The sequence below is a fragment of the Actinacidiphila sp. bgisy160 genome, assembly GCF_057707815.1.
This window is the reverse complement of record NZ_JBYIQW010000017.1, coordinates 108,908-125,146: the sequence shown is the minus strand read 5'-3', so window position 1 is coordinate 125,146 and position 16,239 is coordinate 108,908. Positions and strand designations below refer to the sequence as shown.

Genomic DNA, 16,239 nt, shown 5'->3' with positions numbered 1-16,239 from the left:
TAGGGCCGTTCGCGTCGCCCCCCCCGGTGACGCCGGGGGGCGGCGTCCGGCCGGGGGAAGGTGCCGGGAGACCGGCTGCCCCGGAAACCCGGAAATCCGGCTGCCCCCCGATCAAGGGCCTGATAGCGTCGCCGTGCAGTGACGACCGAGGAGGTGAGACCCATCAACGCTGTATCAGGCCGGGTGCTCCCCTCCCGCACGACTGCGCGGATCCTCTGACGCAGGTGTCCCCGGGAGTGCCCGCAGGCATCCCGGAAGGCACCGACCCATGCGCTTCATCTCGGAGACGACCGCGAACGGCGTCTCGGAACACCTCTTCGTCCTCGGCGACATCACCGGCGTGCTCTGGTCCCCCGCCGGCGCGGACGGCGACCGCCCGCTGATCCTGCTGGCCCACGGCGGCGGCGGGCACAAGAAGGCCCCGGGCCTCCTGGCCCGCGCCCACCACTATGTGACGACCGGCGGCTTCGCGGTCGCCGCCATCGACGCACCCGGGCACGGCGACCGCCCGCGGACCCCCGGCGACGAGGCCGCCGCGGTACGCATCAGGGAGGCGGTCGCCTCCGGCGGGCCCGTCGCCCCGCTCATCGCGCGCCACAACGCGGCGCTGGCCGCCCGGGCCGTCCCGGAGTGGCGCGCCACCCTGGACGCCCTGCGGGCCCACGGCGGCGTCGGCCGGGACGTCCCCGTCGGGTTCTGGGGCGTGTCGCTGGGCAGCGCGGTCGGCGTACCGCTCGTTGCCGTCGAACCCCGCGTCACCGCCGCCGTGTTCGGGCTGCTCGGCCACGAGTCCCTGACGGACGCGGCGGCCCGGATCACCGTGCCGGTCCGTTTCCTCCTGCAGTGGGACGACGAGCTCGTGCCGCGTTCGTCGGCCCTCGCCCTCTTCGACGCCTTCGCCTCCCGCGACAAGACGCTCCACGCCAACCCGGGCCGGCACATCGAGCTGCCCACGTCCGAGGTGGAGAGCGAACGGCGCTTCTTCGCCGGTCGTCTCTGCCGGGTCCCCGGCGCGCGACAGGCGCACCCCTGACCCTCCGGGACGCCCCGCCACCCCGCTCGGCTCTCTTGCCCGCACACCGCCGAAAGGATCTCCGCCATGCCCGTTTTCCCCTCGTACGACGGCACCGAGCTCGCCTACCACGTCCTCGGCTCGGGCCGCCCGCTGGTCTGCCTGCCCGGTGGGCCGCAGGACTCCGTGTACCTCGGCGACCTCGGCGGCCTGTCCGCGCACCGGCGGCTGATCAGGCCGGACCTGCGGGGCACCGGCCTGTCCGGGCTGCCGCGGGACATCGCCTCCTGCCGCTGCGACCGGCTCGTCGACGACGTCGAGGCCCTGCGCGAGCACCTCGGCCTGGACCGGATGGACGTACTCGCGCACAGCGCCGGGGCGAACGTCGCCGCCCAGTACGCGGGCCGCCATCCGGACCGGGTCGGCAGGCTCGTCCTCGTCACGCCGAGCGTCCGCGCCGTCGGCCTCCCCGTCACGGGCGACCTCAGGCGCGAGACGGCCCTGCTGCGCCGGGACGAGCCGTGGTTCCCGGAGGCGTTCGCCGCCCTGGAGGCGATCGTCGCGGGCGAGGCCACACCCGAGCGGTGGCAGGCCGTCGCCGCGTTCTCCTACGGCCGCTGGGACGAGGCGGCGCGCGCCCACCAGGCCGCCGAGCGGCAGCAGACGAGGGACGAGGTGGTCGCCGCCTTCGGCAGCGAGGGCGCCTTCGACCCGGACGGCACCCGTGCCGCCCTCGCCGGGCTGGCGGCGCCGGTCCTGCTGCTGGCCGGGGCAGTCGACCTGGGGGCTCCTCCGGCCACCGTCGCCGAGTTCGCGGCGCTCTTCCCGGACGCCGGGTTCGTCGTCCAGCCCGGGGCCGGGCACTTCCCCTGGCTCGACGACGCCGGCCGCTTCGTGTCCGCCGTCGCGGGGTTCCTGGGAGGTGAGGGCGAGCTCAGGGCCTCATGACGTGCGGCGGCGGCGGGACGCCCGCAGGGCGCGGACCAGGATCGGCGGGACGAGGTCCTTGGCCAGGCGGCGGGCCGTGGAGGCCCGGTCCCCGACCAGGGACGGGTATCCATTGGGCGGCTCGTGGCGGGAGACCGGCGCGGCCGGGGCCTTCGCCTTCGTGCCCCTGATGCGGATCAGGGGCACACCCGCCACCTGGTCCACGGCGTGCCACAGGTCCTCGCGTGCCCTCAGCCACGGCAGCAACTCCTCGCGGGCCTGGTCCGGGTCGCCCCAGGTGCCGTAGAGCTTGGTGCTCGTGACCACGACGGGCCTGAGTCCGGCCGTCGCCACCGCCGCCCACACGGCGGCGGCGACGCCCGGGCAGTGCTCGCTGCGGAAGTCGTCGAAGGCCGCGATGCCCTCCGGGAGCAGCAGCTCGCGCGCCGCCGCGATGTCGCCGCGGACGTGCTCGTACAGATGCGACGCGTCGACGTGCACGAAGCGGCAGCTGCGGGCGCCGACGTGCGAGGTGATCAGCGAGGTCGGGCCCTGCACCATGGTGGGGAGCCGGTCGTGGAACGACAGGTAGTTGGCCTCGAAGGCACGCCGGGTCAGTGTCGAGTACGCCGAATGCATCTCGGCGCTGTTGGGGTCGTCCACGGCCGGGGAATCCCACAGGTCGCACACCGTGAACCGCTGCCCCGCACGGAGGTAGCTCCCCATGAAAATGGCGCTCTTCCCCATGTAGGCGCCGAGTTCCAGCAGGTCACCCGGGTGTTCCCGGTCGTTCTGCCGCCGCAGGAACCAGTCGAAGAGCAATTGGTCCACGGGCCAGAACCAGCCTTTGACGTCCGCGAAACGCTGCGGCCGGGGAATTCCGTCCGCGGTTTCTCCCGAATGTGGCATGAACTGCTCCCTGAAGGGCTGGTCCGCCGAACTGAACGCGAGGATATCGATCTCCGGCCCGTATCGTGGGAACGCCGCCGCGCCGGACATCGCGCCGCCCGCGCCCGCTCCGCGCGGGGGGCGGCTTGACCTCAAGGACGGTCGAGGTTCTACGGTCACTGCATGAGCATGGAGACCACGGCCTGGACCCAGTTGCACAGCGTCATGAACGCCACGCAGGACCGACGACCCCTGGCCCGCGACACCCTGAGGCGCGTCGGCGCCTTCGCCCGGCCCCACCGCCGGCGCATCACCGAGTTCGTCCTGCTGAGCACGGTGACCGCGCTGCTCGCGGTGGCGACCCCGGTCCTCGCCGGCCGGGTGGTCGACGCCATCGTCTCCGGCGGGGACCCCGGGCGGGTCACCACGCTGGCCGTGCTCATCGCCGTGATCGCCCTCGCCGAGGCGGGCCTCGGGCTGCTGAACCGCTGGCTGTCCGCGAACCTCGGCGAGGGCCTCATCCTCGACCTGCGCACCGCCGTCTTCGACCACGTCCAGCGCATGCCCGTCGCCTTCTTCACGCGGACCCGCACCGGAGCCCTGGTCAGCCGTCTCAACAACGACGTGATCGGCGCCCAGCGCGCCTTCAGCAACACCCTCTCCGGGGTCGTCGGCAACCTCGTCACCCTCCTGCTGACCCTCGGCGTCATGCTCACCCTGTCCTGGCAGATCACCCTGCTGGCCCTCGTCCTGCTCCCGGTATTCGTCGTCCCGGCGCGCCGCATGGGCACCCGCATGGCCCGCCTCCAGCGGGAGGCCGCGGCCCACAACGCCGCGATGGGCAACCAGATGACCGAGCGCTTCTCGGCGCCAGGCGCCACCCTCGTCAAGCTCTTCGGCCGGCCCGCCGACGAGTCGGCCCGTTTCGCCGAACGCGCCCGCCGGGTCCGGGACATCGGCGTGCGGACGGCCATGGCGCAGTCGACGTTCATCACGGCACTCACCCTCGTCTCCGCCCTCGCGCTTGCGCTCGTCTACGGTCTGGGCGGCCACTTCGCGCTCACCGGCACGCTCGACGCCGGTGCCGTCGTCACCCTCGCTCTCCTCCTCACCCGGCTCTACGCGCCGCTGACCGCGCTCGCGGGTGCCCGCGTCGACGTCATGAGCGCCCTGGTCAGCTTCGAGCGGGTCTTCGAGGTCCTCGACCTCCGTCCCCTGATCGCCGACGGGCCGGACGCCCGCCCCGTGCCGGACGGGCCGGTCGCCGTCGAGTTCGACGACGTCCGCTTCGGCTACCCTGCCGCCGACAAGGTGTCGCTCGCCTCACTGGAGGAGGTGGCGACACTGGACACCCGCACCGGCGGCGAGGTCCTCCACGGGATCTCCTTCCGCGCCGAACCCGGCCACACCGTCGCCCTCGTGGGCTCGTCCGGCGCCGGGAAGTCGACCATCGCACAGCTGCTGCCGCGTCTGTACGACGTCGACGGGGGCGCGGTCCGCGTCGGCGACACAGACGTCCGCGACCTGACGGCCGCCTCCCTCCGCGCCACGGTCGGCATGGTCACCCAGGACGGCCACCTCTTCCACGACACGATCCGCGCCAACCTCCTGCTCGCCGCGCCCGACGCCACCGACGACGAACTGCGCGACGTCCTGCGCCGCGCCCGTCTGGACCGGCTCGTCGACGAACTGCCCGACGGCCTCGACACGGTGGTCGGCGAGCGCGGCTACCGCCTGTCCGGCGGCGAGCGGCAGCGCATGACCATCGCCCGGCTGCTGCTGGCCGGCCAGCGCGTCGTCGTCCTCGACGAGGCCACGGCCCACCTCGACAGCACCTCCGAGGCCGCCGTCCAGGAAGCCCTCGCCGAGGCCCTCACCGACCGTACCGCCGTCGTCATCGCCCACCGCCTCTCCACGGTGCGCGCCGCCGACCTCATCCTCGTCGTCGAGGACGGCAACATCGTGGAACGCGGCACCCACACCGAACTCCTGGCGGCGGACGGCCGGTACGCGGAGCTGTACCGCACGCAGTTCAGCACGGAGGGCCTCGTGCCGGGCACGGCGCGCTGACCTGCGGCAGCGGGCCGCTTCGGGACGAACGAACCCTTTCCGCCCCGTTCCGGCCCGCTCCGGTGTGGCCGCGGCCACACCGCTTTTGACCTTGGCATCCCTGACGTCCTCGATGCCCGGGCTCTACTCCCGCTCTTGGCCGGAAACCGCCCCCTGGGCCTTTGCCGACAGGCGTGACCAGGGGCGGCACGCGCCGTCCTCCGGGGCCGTCTCCAGATGGGGGCGGATCAGGTCGGCCGCCTCGTTGACGACACGCAAAGCCTCTTCGGCAAGGTGGTCTCGCGCAGGATGTCGCCCAGGTTCCCCGCGGCTGCCGCTATGGCGGCGAGCTGGCCGGCGTCCTGGGTTGCGGCCATCGCCCGGTCCATGACGACCCACGCGAGCTCGGACGGCGCGATGTAGGCGGGGGCCTGGCCGGACAGTTGGGGCGGTTGACGGCGCCGGAAGGATTGAGGGTGGTGTCAGTGCCACCCCCCTACGGTGGCGGTATGCCCCTCCTCTTCCGCCTTGGCCCTTCGCCACACCTGCGCGCGGTTCGACGTGAACGAGTTGATTCGGCGCCTGATGAATGAGCCCGTTGGCGACCGGCGGACCGTGGAGTACCAGCGACTATGGAGTCAGCGGACTGAGTTGACCCGTACTCAGGCGGACAAGCCGCTGACCGTTCGTCTTCGGGGAGTGCGCGACACCGTCGGCATCTGTTGAGCGTCGCGCGCTCCCAGAGGCCACCGGGGGGCCGGTCGGGGTTGGTCAGAGCCGCTAGCACTTAGCGTTTTCCAAGGCCCGGGATATCCTGGAATTGGACCGCGATATCGCGGGCGCACCCCTCGTTGCGGCTGTCAACAATCCATTTCACACGTCAACTTCTTGGCACGATGAATTGGCTCGCATCCAAGCCACCGAGCCGTCGAGCGCCGCCGTGAGGCCAAGTGAGAATCGGAATCACGGGGGCATCTCTACAACGCTCTGGGTTTGCTGAGGTAGATCACCATGTACTGCCGAAAGACGCTCACATCCGGGGCGGTCGTTGTGATGCTGACGGGGAGCATCCCAGCGGCATCAGCAGCTACGCCTCCGGATATCACTGAGGGCACAGCATCCTCGGGGGGTGCACTCAACGTGACGCTCCCCGCAGCAAAGCTCACCTCCGTGGGGCTCACCGTACGGAAATCAACCGGCGAATGGTGGGAGGTGGCGGTCAATTGGCGCATTAGTTACACCGCGTCGGATGTTGCGGCGCAGAACACATACCGGACTTGGGTAGAAATATGGGAGGATGACAACGTCTACGACGACATCATCGCGAATGGCTCGTCAAAGCCGGCATTCCTCACGGCGCGAGCACAGCCGCACAGCATCACGCAGAAGATCCTCGTAACCAGCGGCGCAATCGGCACCGAAGTAGGAGACGAGGAGGTTTACGCGAGGGCTTATGCCGAAAACCGCAAAACCGGGGCTGTGTTCGAGTTGTGGTCCTTCACCTTCGTTGTCGACGACTGACGCCCACCCCGGAGTCGCGGGGCGGGCGTACGGCCCTGGCGTCCCGCGCGCTCGCGGGGCTGGGGTATGACCTGCGGTCCTGCCCGGCACGGACGCGGACAATCTCCACCACGGCGCGGATGCCGGCGCCGCCAACGACCGTGCCACCGCTGACGATGCCGAGGGTCACGAGGGTCAAGGTTGCTTGCTGCTCATTCCTGGCCACCTCCTGGGCGTGGTCGCAGTCCGGGCACATCAGGCGCGAGCGGGCGTTCGCCTGGTCGACGGCGTCCCGCAACGAGCCGCCGTCGTGGGGAACACCTCGTGAAAGACGGCCTCGAGCCGCTCCTCCATGTCGCGCATACGCTCCATCAGGCCCGGCCGCGCCGGCACCCCGGGACGGGCCTGCTCGCCGAAGTAGTCGTCGATGAACTGAGTCACCCGCCGGAAGAACCGGACGACGGCCGCGGTGCGGCGCCACAGGCCGGTGACGATGGCGCCCAGGGCGACGAGGACGCTGCCCCACACTTACCGCCGTCTTAATACGGAACACCAGAACGGTCAACGTGTTTGCCGGACGCGGACGGTGGGCTGCCAGTTGAATACCGCCCATGGCATACCGACCGAGAGCGCGCTGGGTGTTGGCTCCGGTGTTCTTCCTGGCGGCGCTGACCAGTGGTGGCGTGCTGCTCCAGGGCCTGGGCGCCTCGGTGTGGTGGGCCGCGCCGGCGGCGGCGGTGCTGACGGTGTTCCAGGATGCAGCGCTACGCCCTTGGCTGGAGCGGCGTCAGGTGGGCGGCCAGGCAGACCGGGCTGCGGTGGCGGCCCTGCGGGCGCACATGGGCCGACGGGGCGCGCTGCCCAGAGTGACCGAGACCGATCCGCTCAGGCTGGGCGTGCACCAAGCAGTCCCGCTACCGGATGTGCCGGAGAACACCGTACGCCTGCCGGACGACCCGCAACCGGACCCGCACCTGCCGACGTGGGTGGAGCGCGGCTGCTTCCCCGAACTGGTGCACTGGCTGCGCGTGGAGGCGGCGGTCAAGGGCGGGTTTCTGCTGATCGTCGGCGACTCCTCGGTGGGCAAGACCCGCCTCGCGTACGAGGCCGTGCGGGAGGCGCTGCCCCGGTTCGCGCTGCTCCACCCAGACGACACGGCCCTGGTTGCCCAGGTGGCCGACGCCGGCTTCCGGCTGCCCCGGCTGGTGATCTGGCTGGACGAGCTGGAGCACTATCTGGTCGAACCCGACCGCACGCTCACCCTGCCCGTGGTGCGCCGGCTGCTGGAGTCGCTCGTCCCGGTCGTGCTGGTCGGCACCCTGTGGCCGGAGACCTTCAGCAGGCTGGTCGCCCAGGGGCCGGATCAGGCGCCCACCCACCCCAACGCCCATGCGGTGCTCAGCTTTCCGGGCGTGCGTCGGCTGTTCCTGGAGACCTTCGACACCGCTGAACGCGCGGCCGCTGAGGCGCTCGCCCGCACCGACGGACGGATGGCGAAGGCAACGGCGGACCCGCGGCACGGCGTCACCGAGGTGCTCGCTGGCGGCCCCGTCACGGTGTGGCGCTGGCAGGAGGCGGCGCCGGCCCCGAAGGCGGTGATCACCGCCGCGATCGACGCCCACCGGATCGGCCTGCGTGCCCCGCTCACCGCCGAGTTGCTCGCCGCGCTCGCCCGCGCCTACCTGCCAGCCCCGGAGGAGGACGATGCTTGGTTCGCCCCAGCCCTGGCCGAGGTGACGACGGTCCGCCGGGGTGGCGGCGTGATCGCACCGATTACGCGGGTGGCCGACGCGGACAACCGCCGGACGGTCGGCCATGTGGTGTCGGACTACCTGCTCCAGCACGGCCTCCGCACCCGGGCGCACTCTCACGTTCCCGCACTCGTCTGGCAGGAGATCGCCCGTCTGGGCACCGACCCCGACGAGCTGTACCGGGCCGCTGCAGCTGCCGAGCGGGCCGAGTCGGCAGCCGCCGAGGCGCTCTATCGTGCCGCAGCGGATGCTGGCAGCGCGGATGCGCCCACCGGACTGGCCGCCCTGCTCATCGCCCAGGATCGGCTCGGCGAGGCCGAGGAGTTGTTGCGCGCGGCGGCCGCCGACGGCACTGCGGAGCACCATGCTCCCGTGGCCTACCTACTCGAATGGTGTGGCCGGATCGACGAGGCCGCCGAGACCTGGCGGGAGGCGATCGCCGCCGGCGACCTGGACGGGCGGCGCGCGCTCACCGACCTGCTGCACGCCCACGGCCGGGTGCCCGAGGCCGAACAGGTCTGGCTGCGCGCCCTCGCCGATGGCGACCCGCGGGCCCGCAGCGGCCTGGCCGACCACCTGGAACTGTGCGGCGACACCGACGGGGCCGAGCGCGCCTGGCGCGCGGCGGTGGAGGCTGGCGAACCGGGCGCCCGGATCGGGTTGGCCGACCACCTCGGGCACCGGGGCCAGACGGCGGAACAATCCGCGCTGTGGTGGCAGGCGCTGGCTGCAGGGGAGCGCGACGTCCACAGCGCCCGGGCGCGCTGGCGAGAGCGGGCCGGCACGCCGGCCCTGGAGGACTGGTTGCTCGCTCTCGGGACGGGCGATCACCTCAGCGCCGCAGAGTGCGGTCACCTCATGTCGGAGTCGTCCACGCTGATGCTCCTGCCGGCGTTGGCGACGGGGCACCCCATGTTGCCGATGCAGTACGACCACTTCCGGCACGCGCAAGGCATCCAGCTGCGGGCAGCCCTGGTCTCGCGTACTGCCGCGGCGATGGCCGAGCAGGTCCGGCTCGACCTGATGCTCTTCCTCGTGGGCGCGGAGCAGCGGATGCGCGGCGCCGGCGCGCGTCGGCGTGACGGGCTCGCTGAGCTCGTCCGGGTCCGTCAGCGGCTCGTCGGTGGACCGTTTGCCGGGGCCCGGCAGGCGGTCGTGCATCATCAGCTGGTACGGGACGCGCGGCACGGCAGGGCCGCCGAGACCGCCGCCGGGTACATTCCGGTGCCTGGTCATCTCGTACCGGTGGTGGTGAAGCCCATCGCGTCCGTCCCGACCACCTGTCCGGGGTGCGGCTCGGCCGTCGCCGACATATCCCGGCCGTTCTGCCCCGACTGCGGCGCACGCCTCGACCAGCCCCAGACCCACCAGACAGCACGCCCGGACGAAGCCGACGCATGACACGCGACGCCCCCGTCACGATGCTCACCGAGCAGATGCCGGCATGCGGCTCCGCACACTACGTGCTGCTCTGCGGAGATACCTTCGCCATCGAGGACGACCTGATTACCGCTATTCGGCTCGCTCCCGGTCGCCGGACTCGCCGGTCGGGCGGTAAGTCGAAGGTGCGGGAGCTCGCAGAGCCGTTGATCCCACCGTCGAAGATGCGACCGCATCGCGGGGGCGCTCGGGACACGCCCGACAGAACTCCGTTGGCCGCGATCACCTACATGTCGGTCAGCGGGGCGCGCTCTGCCGCCGTGATCCGGGGTATCGAACCCGTCGGCTCATCGCGGTGCTGATCTGGTCCGGAGCCGGCGTGCGGGGGTCGGCCGCACGGCCAACAGACGATGGGTCGTTGGCTGAGGACATCGTGTCGCTGGCTGCGGTTCCCTTGAATTTCCTCATGCGCCGCCCTTCCGGGGCGGCCCGCCTTCACCGCGGCCAGGGGGTCGCGGGGGTGATCAGACGGTGGCCGCGGCAGCCGCGAGCATGTCGGTGGAGACCTGCCAGAGGAGGGCCGCCCGCTCGGGGTTCACCGCGTGGGCGGCTACGCCGCGGCGGATACCGGGCTGGTGCGGGGCGGCCTCGTTGCAGTCCTCGAAGTACCGGCCGGTGACCCCTTCGACCAGCGGGGAGGCGGCGAGCAACACGGACGTGGCGGCTCCCTGCGGGATGTCCTTCCAGGACACGTCGGTGCTGGTGGCCTCGAACGTGGTGGGGCTGTCGGCACTCCCCCGCCCGCTCCGAGGTCGACGCCCAGGACGTACTCATGGCCCTGGGTGGAATCAGCCTCATGGCCTCCAGCGAGGGGCGTCGCGACCTGGCGACTCGGCTCATCGACCTGCTCCTGCACGGCATCCTGAAGGGCTGACCCACACCGGAGCCGACTGTAATGGGCCGCAATGGACGGACACGCCGAAGACAAGGCCGCCGCCCAGGCGAGGGCGGCTCGGGCGGTTCGGGTGACGCTGCCGCCCGACCGGCCTCGGCTGCGAGAATGCCGGCCCTGGCTTCCGTCACCCCGCCGAAATCGCCGACGGCGTTCGCGCCTCCCCGAGCAGGAAACTCTCGATCGCCTTGTTGAACCTGACCGGATCATCCAGGTAAGGAAGATGACCGCTGTCCGACAAGTGCAGAACCTCGCTCGTCGAGCAGATCGCGCTCATCTCCTCCACGCAATACGGAGGAATGAACGCATCCTTTTCTCCTCTGATCAGGAGGATGGGTTTCCGGAGGTTCTGCAGCTCCGGCCTCTGGTCGATATCGACGAGCTCGCGGAACACCGAGTGAAGGTGAGTCGGAGTGATCGAAGAGAGAGACGCGGTGAACCCGCGCCAGATCGCAGTATGCTCACGTACCCCCATCTGCCGCAGCAGCCGATCTCCCCAAACATGAAGCCCGCCAGGCCGGAGAAGCAGTTCGTACAGCTCGAGTCGGCTTCTCCGGTCCTCTGGCGTGAGATGGAGAAAGGCGTTGACGATCACCAGCTTGTGGACCCGTTCGGGCCGATGCGCAGTGAATGACAGGCCGGCGCGAGCGCCTTTGGACAGGCCTATGATCGACACCTGATCGATCTCGCAGTGGTCGAGCGTGGCCTCAATCGCGTCCCGGTATTCCCGGAAAGACACGTCGACGCCCGTGGAGCGACCGTGTCCGGGCAGGTCCAGCGCGATCACGCGGTGGGTTCTCGAGAAGTGACGGCGCTGGTGAAGCCAATTACTGGCGTTCCCTCCCAGACCGTGCAGGAAAAGGATGGGCGGACCTGTCCCCTCATCGGTGCAGTGCAGCCTTTGCTTTCCCCAGTCGAACATCATCGCGGTGTCCTCCCTTGCCGCTCATCGCATCGCCGGCGGTCGAGTGCCTCGCGGGCCGCACTGCACCCATGCCCGGCCATGAGGCGCGGAGCTCAGGCGTTCTTCTTGTGTCGCGTGTAGTGGCGGCGGGCCTTGGTGCGGTTGCCGCAGACGGCCATGGAGCACCAGCGGCGGCCGCCGCTCTTGGAGATGTCGTAGAAATGCAGCACGCACTCGGGGTTGGCGCACTTGCGGATGCGGCCGGGGTTCTCCTCCAGTAGTCGCAGGTAGGCATCGGCCGCCTTCCAGGCCGGGAGCCAGCTGGGGGAGTCGGTGTCGACGACGGTCTCGGGACCTTCGGGGCCCAGCCGGCGCTGGAGCCTGCCGTGCCGGAGGGTCTCGTTCAGCCCATTGACGGCCTGCCGGCGATCGGCCTTCTCGTCGAGGAGTGCGGCAAGTGCCGTGCGGGTGGTCAGGAGCGCGTCGAGGGTCTCCTGGGTGTGCGGTGCGGTGTCGGCGAGACCCGCGGAGGAGAGCCAGATCCCCACTCCATCGGGGTATTCCAGCAGGTCGTGCGCACCACTCTCGTCGATCCAGCGGCTGTTGAGCAGGTCCAGCGGCAGTGGCTCACCGATGAGGGGGCGGGGGTCCGCGCCGATGGCGCGGGCGGGGTCACGGTTCATCAAGATGCCCTTTCGCGTCGTGTGGCCAGGATAACCGTTGATCCACATTTTACCGGTTGACCCCGACCAAGGTAACCGCTAACGTTCGTTTCAACGGTTAGATCGGACTGGTCTTGTCCGACTCCGTACAACGGAAGGCGTCCCTCATGCCCCTGTCCCTCGCCGGCGCACCCCTGCAGACCGGCCACGTCGGCCTGAACGTGAACAACCTCGACACGTCGCTGCCGTTCTACAACCGCGTCTTCGGCTTCGAAGTCATCGCCGAAGGCAAGGACGAGGCCCAGCGCTGGGCTTTCCTCGGCCGCGACGGCCGCCTCGTCCTGACCCTGTGGCAGCAGAGCAGTGCCTCGTTCGCCACCGGAACCGCGGGCCTGCACCACCTGTCCTTCCAGGTGGAATCCATCGACGACATCAAGACCGCCGAGGCGGTCCTGCGGGAGCTCGGCGTCGATCTCATCCACGATGGCGTCGTCTCCCATGGCGAAGGCGCGGCATCCGGCGGCATCTTCTTCACCGACCCCGACGGCATCCGCCTGGAGATCTACGCACCCACCGGTGCGGAGAACGCCCCCGCCCCCGCGGGGGCCGCTCCGACCTGCGGGTTCTTCTAAGCCTGTATCGGGTTTCTGCCGGGCCGGCAGCGTCTTCCGCTTCCACCGCGAGTTGTCGTCGGTCGCCAGTGCTCCGCGGTCACTCCCTGCCGCGCCCTGCTTTTGAAACCGCGTGACGCCGCCCCGTTGATCCAGCCGGAATGACGACATGGGCCTCCGCGCTCGGTACATGACCTTGGCTGGGGGCGGCTTCTGGTGCGGCGCGTCACATGGCCGCCCGCCGGCCATGGCACAGGCAATGTCACCAGACGTCATGAGTGAGCCCGTGAAGGTCGCGGGCATCCGGACATTCCGGCTCCTGGGCTGCCGCTCCATGCGGCAGCCCAGGAGCCGCCATCCACCGACCCGGAAAGGAGCCGGACATGGGCGCCTACCATCACGGCGAACGCATCGCGCAGGAACGAGCCGGCCTGCTGGACAATGCCGACTTCTCCTCCGCGGCCATCGGGGCGGCGATCCCCGGCATCGCCCGCGAGTTCCTCGCCGAACAACCCGTGATCGTCATCGGCGGCACCGACGCCAACGGTGACGTCTGGGCCTCACAACTCACCGGCGAACCCGGATTCATCTCCGCCGGCGGCCCAACGTCCCTGGACATCGCCGCCATGCCGGCACCCGGCGACCCGCTCCACGAAGCACTCAGCCACCCCACCCACCTCGGCATGCTCGCCATGGAGCCCACCACCCGGCGACGCATGCGCATGAACGGCACCGCCCAACCCACGGCCGGTGGCCTCCACATCACCCTCGACCAGGTCTATGCCAACTGCCCCAAATACATCCAAAAGCGGGAACCCACGAAGCGACCCGCCATGCCCGCCGCCCCTCGCCACAGTCGCGAACTCAGCACCGAACAAACCACCTTCCTCACCGGAGCCGACACCTTCTTCATCGCCACCACCGACCAGGACGGCAATGCCGACGCCTCCCACCGCGGCGGCAACCCCGGCTTTCTCCAACCCCTCAGCCCCACACGACTTCGATGGCCCGACTACGTCGGCAACGCCATGTTCAACACCCTCGGCAACATCCAGGTCAACCCCCACGCCGGCCTTCTCGTCCCGGACTGGGCCACTGGCACCCTCCTCCAGCTCACCGGCACTGCCACCGTCGACTGGGATCCCCACCACGCCGAAGCCATCCCCGGCGCCCAACGCATCGTCGAATTCACCATCCACCACATCGTCCAGACCGACCACGCCTCCCCTCTGACCTGGAGCACCCCCCAGTACTCCCGCTTCAACCCACCCCCGCCCCGGCCCATCGAAGGAGCCACCGCATGAGCGCCACCGTCAACGTCACCGTCGACATGAACCTTTGCGAAAGCCACGGCCAATGCGTCTTCGCCGCCCCCGAGGTCTTCTCCTTCGACGACGACGACTATCTCGTCTACAACGCCGAGCCCGACTCCGCCCTCTACGACAAGGTCGTCAAGGCCGCTGCCTCCTGCCCCGTCCGCGCCATCACCGTCGAAAAATCGCCGTGACCACCACGCCCCACAACATCGTCATCGTCGGCGCCTCCCTCGCCGGACTCCGCGTCGGCCAAGCCCTGCGCGCCGGCGGTCACCAAGGCCCTCTCACTCTCATCGGCGCCGAACCCCACCCGCCCTACGATCGGCCCCCACTCTCCAAGGAATTCCTCTTCGGGCACGCCGGGCCCGAAGCCCTCACCCTGGAAAGCACCAAGCCACTCGGCCTCACCGAACGCTACGGACAGTGCGCCGTCCACCTCGACACCACCACCCACGAAATCCACCTCGACGACGGCTCCGTCATCCCCTATGACGGACTCGTCATCACCACCGGAGCAGGCGCCCGCACCTGGCCCGACTCCGTTCCCACCACCGGCGTCCACACCATCCGCACCCTCCGTGACGCACAAAACCTCAGAAACGACCTCGCCGCCGACCAGCGACACATCCTCATCGCCGGCTCTGGATTCATCGGCTGCGAGGTCGCCTCCGTGGCAACTCAACTCGGCCACCGCGTCACCCTCGTCGGCTCCCAACCCCTTCCCCTGCACAACACCGTCGGCGCCAAAGCCGCCAGTTTCCTGACCCAGCTCCACCACGACTCCGGCGTCACCGTCATCACCAACGCCTCCGTCACCAGCCTCCACGGCACCCACCGCCTCACCGGTGCCACCATCGCCGACAACACCGGCACCAGTCAGCACATCACCGCGGACACCGCGCTCCTCGCCCTCGGCGCCCGCCCGCACACCGACTGGCTCACCACCTCCGGCCTCCAACTCCACAACGGTGGCCTGACCACCGACGAATACACACGGACCCTCAGCACCGACGGCACCCCTCTACCCCACATCGTCGCGGCCGGCGACGTCACCCGTTTTCCCCACCCACACGCTCCCACCCGCATCAGCCTCGGTCACTGGAGCAACGCCGTCGAGCAAGCCCAGATCGCAGCCCACAACCTCCTCAACCCTCACCACCCCACCCCCTACCACCCCGTCGCCTCCTTCTGGTCCACCCAGTACGCCGTCCGTTTCCGCGCCGTGGGCCTACCCCACTACGCCGATCACACCGAAGTCCGCGAATTCGACCCCACCCACCGCCGCCTCGATGTCGCTTACTACCGCAACGGCCACCTCATCGGCGCCCTCACCGCCAACCGCGCCGCCCGCATCACCGCCTACCGCACTCAACTCGCCGAGCACCTCGCGACCCAGACCCACCCCTGACCCGCCCGGCCGACAGGGCACCTGCGCCCAGGCGGCAGCGATGAGATCCACATCGCGCCGCCTTTGACGCTTCACATCACCGCGCCGCCCTCACTTGCCGGTCGCCGGGCTCGTTTCAATGCCGGTTCCCGCCGTCAGCCGGCTGAGAAATAGTCAGCCTCATCGACGCAGGGCGATTGCAAAGTCCGATGATCTTGGGTTGACGCTGGTCAGCTGAGTCCGAGGAGGGTCAGCGGTCGCTCGAAAGGTCGGAGGTCCATCTCCCGTAGTCCGGCCGCGATGTTGGTGTGGCCGGCGGCACGGAGCTGGTTGATGGCGAAGCTACGGAGGGCGGCCATGTTCTCCGGGCCGTGTCCGGTACGGATCTTGGAAGCGTCCTCGCGGTAGGCGGTGTCGCGTACGAAGTGGAGCCGGTTTTCGATCACCCACTGTGATCTGACGATCTTCGCGATCCGTTCCGGGGAGGCTTGCCTGCTGCTCAGATCGGTGATGACGTAGACGGTCTCGCGGCTGCGTTTGCCGGTCGTGACGCTGGTGCGGTGCCGCACGATCTTCGCGACCTGGACGGCGTGCGGAAAGTCCACGCCGAGTTCGGTGACGGTCAGCGCTTGCACCACCCGGGTCTCCAGGCGTCCGTGTCCTGTGGTCCGGTCGTAGAACTTCGCGGTCGCCTGCTGCCAGGGCAGGGTGCGCAACTGCTCGTACAAGCCCTTCTGGTTCTTCTTCACGGTGAACGCGTAGTGGGGCCTTCTTGCCCTCCACCAAGAATCGGGCGTGGTCACGCTGGGTGTGCAAGGCGTCTGCAGTCACCGTGACGCCGGTCAGGTCGAAGGGCTCCAACAGGGCGGCGAAGCAGGTGATTTCGTTTGTCTTGTCCGG

At 70.0% G+C, this 16,239-nt stretch carries 16 protein-coding genes; 10 read left to right on the top strand and 6 right to left on the bottom strand.

Annotated elements, in window-relative coordinates:
* The first annotated feature begins 268 nt into the window (after positions 1-268).
* Positions 269-1,033 carry an alpha/beta hydrolase family protein gene (locus tag AC3EUJ_RS16680; RefSeq protein WP_431962012.1) on the top strand — a complete coding sequence of 255 codons (765 nt, stop codon included), beginning with the start codon at positions 269-271 and terminating at the stop codon, positions 1,031-1,033.
* Positions 1,034-1,099: 66 nt separating this feature from the next.
* Positions 1,100-1,960: an alpha/beta fold hydrolase gene (locus AC3EUJ_RS16675; protein WP_431962011.1), complete on the top strand. Its 861-nt coding sequence runs from the start codon at positions 1,100-1,102 to the stop codon at positions 1,958-1,960.
* Here AC3EUJ_RS16675 and AC3EUJ_RS16670 read toward each other — a convergent pair.
* Positions 1,955-2,848: a class I SAM-dependent methyltransferase gene (locus AC3EUJ_RS16670; RefSeq protein ID WP_431962010.1), complete on the bottom strand. Its 894-nt coding sequence runs from the start codon at positions 2,846-2,848 to the stop codon at positions 1,955-1,957. The two genes, AC3EUJ_RS16675 and AC3EUJ_RS16670, sit on opposite strands and share 6 nt — an antisense overlap.
* A 162-nt stretch (positions 2,849-3,010) precedes the next feature.
* Between AC3EUJ_RS16670 and AC3EUJ_RS16665 the strand changes: the two genes are divergently transcribed.
* Both AC3EUJ_RS16665 and AC3EUJ_RS16660 read left to right on the top strand, forming a co-directional pair.
* Entirely contained in the window at positions 3,011-4,897 is a 1,887-nt protein-coding gene (locus AC3EUJ_RS16665) for an ABC transporter ATP-binding protein (RefSeq protein WP_431962009.1), read from the top strand.
* Between the two features lie 1,119 nt (positions 4,898-6,016).
* Positions 6,017-6,397, top strand: a complete 381-nt coding sequence (locus AC3EUJ_RS16660; RefSeq protein ID WP_431962008.1) for a hypothetical protein — start codon at positions 6,017-6,019, stop codon at positions 6,395-6,397.
* Between the two features lie 234 nt (positions 6,398-6,631).
* Here AC3EUJ_RS16660 and AC3EUJ_RS16655 read toward each other — a convergent pair whose 3' ends face one another.
* Positions 6,632-6,904: a hypothetical protein gene (locus AC3EUJ_RS16655; protein ID WP_431962007.1), complete on the bottom strand. Its 273-nt coding sequence runs from the start codon at positions 6,902-6,904 to the stop codon at positions 6,632-6,634.
* 83 nt (positions 6,905-6,987) lie between these two features.
* On the opposite strand from AC3EUJ_RS16655, the gene AC3EUJ_RS16650 reads away from it, so the two are divergent.
* Both AC3EUJ_RS16650 and AC3EUJ_RS16645 read left to right on the top strand, forming a co-directional pair.
* Entirely contained in the window at positions 6,988-9,528 is a 2,541-nt protein-coding gene (locus tag AC3EUJ_RS16650) for a tetratricopeptide repeat protein (protein WP_431962006.1), read from the top strand.
* Positions 9,525-9,869 (top strand): hypothetical protein, encoded by a 345-nt coding sequence (locus AC3EUJ_RS16645; protein ID WP_431962005.1) that lies wholly within the window; start codon positions 9,525-9,527, stop codon positions 9,867-9,869. Before AC3EUJ_RS16650 ends, AC3EUJ_RS16645 begins: the two co-directional genes overlap by 4 nt.
* A 162-nt stretch (positions 9,870-10,031) precedes the next feature.
* Here AC3EUJ_RS16645 and AC3EUJ_RS16640 read toward each other — a convergent pair whose 3' ends face one another.
* The 3 genes from AC3EUJ_RS16640 to AC3EUJ_RS16630 all read right to left on the bottom strand — a co-directional run bounded on the left by AC3EUJ_RS16640 (position 10,032) and on the right by AC3EUJ_RS16630 (position 12,046).
* On the bottom strand, positions 10,032-10,259 hold the full coding sequence (locus AC3EUJ_RS16640; RefSeq protein WP_431962004.1) for an SDR family NAD(P)-dependent oxidoreductase: 228 nt from the start codon (positions 10,257-10,259) through the stop codon (positions 10,032-10,034).
* A gap of 327 nt (positions 10,260-10,586) precedes the next feature.
* The gene (locus AC3EUJ_RS16635; RefSeq protein ID WP_431962003.1) at positions 10,587-11,384 is read right to left on the bottom strand and encodes an alpha/beta fold hydrolase; all 798 of its coding nucleotides are present in this window, start codon (positions 11,382-11,384) and stop codon (positions 10,587-10,589) included.
* Between the two features lie 92 nt (positions 11,385-11,476).
* Entirely contained in the window at positions 11,477-12,046 is a 570-nt protein-coding gene (locus AC3EUJ_RS16630; RefSeq protein ID WP_431962002.1) for a CGNR zinc finger domain-containing protein, read from the bottom strand.
* A 146-nt stretch (positions 12,047-12,192) separates the two neighbouring features.
* On the opposite strand from AC3EUJ_RS16630, the gene AC3EUJ_RS16625 reads away from it, so the two are divergent.
* From AC3EUJ_RS16625 to AC3EUJ_RS16610, 4 genes are all read left to right on the top strand, one after another.
* Positions 12,193-12,657 (top strand): VOC family protein, encoded by a 465-nt coding sequence (locus tag AC3EUJ_RS16625; RefSeq protein WP_431962001.1) that lies wholly within the window; start codon positions 12,193-12,195, stop codon positions 12,655-12,657.
* 362 nt (positions 12,658-13,019) lie between these two features.
* Positions 13,020-13,940: a pyridoxamine 5'-phosphate oxidase family protein gene (locus AC3EUJ_RS16620; protein WP_431962000.1), complete on the top strand. Its 921-nt coding sequence runs from the start codon at positions 13,020-13,022 to the stop codon at positions 13,938-13,940.
* Positions 13,937-14,143 carry a ferredoxin gene (locus AC3EUJ_RS16615; protein ID WP_431961999.1) on the top strand — a complete coding sequence of 69 codons (207 nt, stop codon included), beginning with the start codon at positions 13,937-13,939 and terminating at the stop codon, positions 14,141-14,143. Before AC3EUJ_RS16620 ends, AC3EUJ_RS16615 begins: the two co-directional genes overlap by 4 nt.
* Entirely contained in the window at positions 14,140-15,360 is a 1,221-nt protein-coding gene (locus tag AC3EUJ_RS16610; RefSeq protein WP_431961998.1) for an NAD(P)/FAD-dependent oxidoreductase, read from the top strand. The genes AC3EUJ_RS16615 and AC3EUJ_RS16610 overlap by 4 nt, the downstream gene beginning before the upstream one ends.
* A 209-nt stretch (positions 15,361-15,569) precedes the next feature.
* Here the strand turns inward: AC3EUJ_RS16610 and AC3EUJ_RS16605 are convergent, their stop codons facing one another.
* On the bottom strand, positions 15,570-16,142 hold the full coding sequence (locus AC3EUJ_RS16605) for an ISAs1 family transposase (RefSeq protein ID WP_431961997.1): 573 nt from the start codon (positions 16,140-16,142) through the stop codon (positions 15,570-15,572).
* Positions 16,143-16,239: the final 97 nt, after the last annotated feature.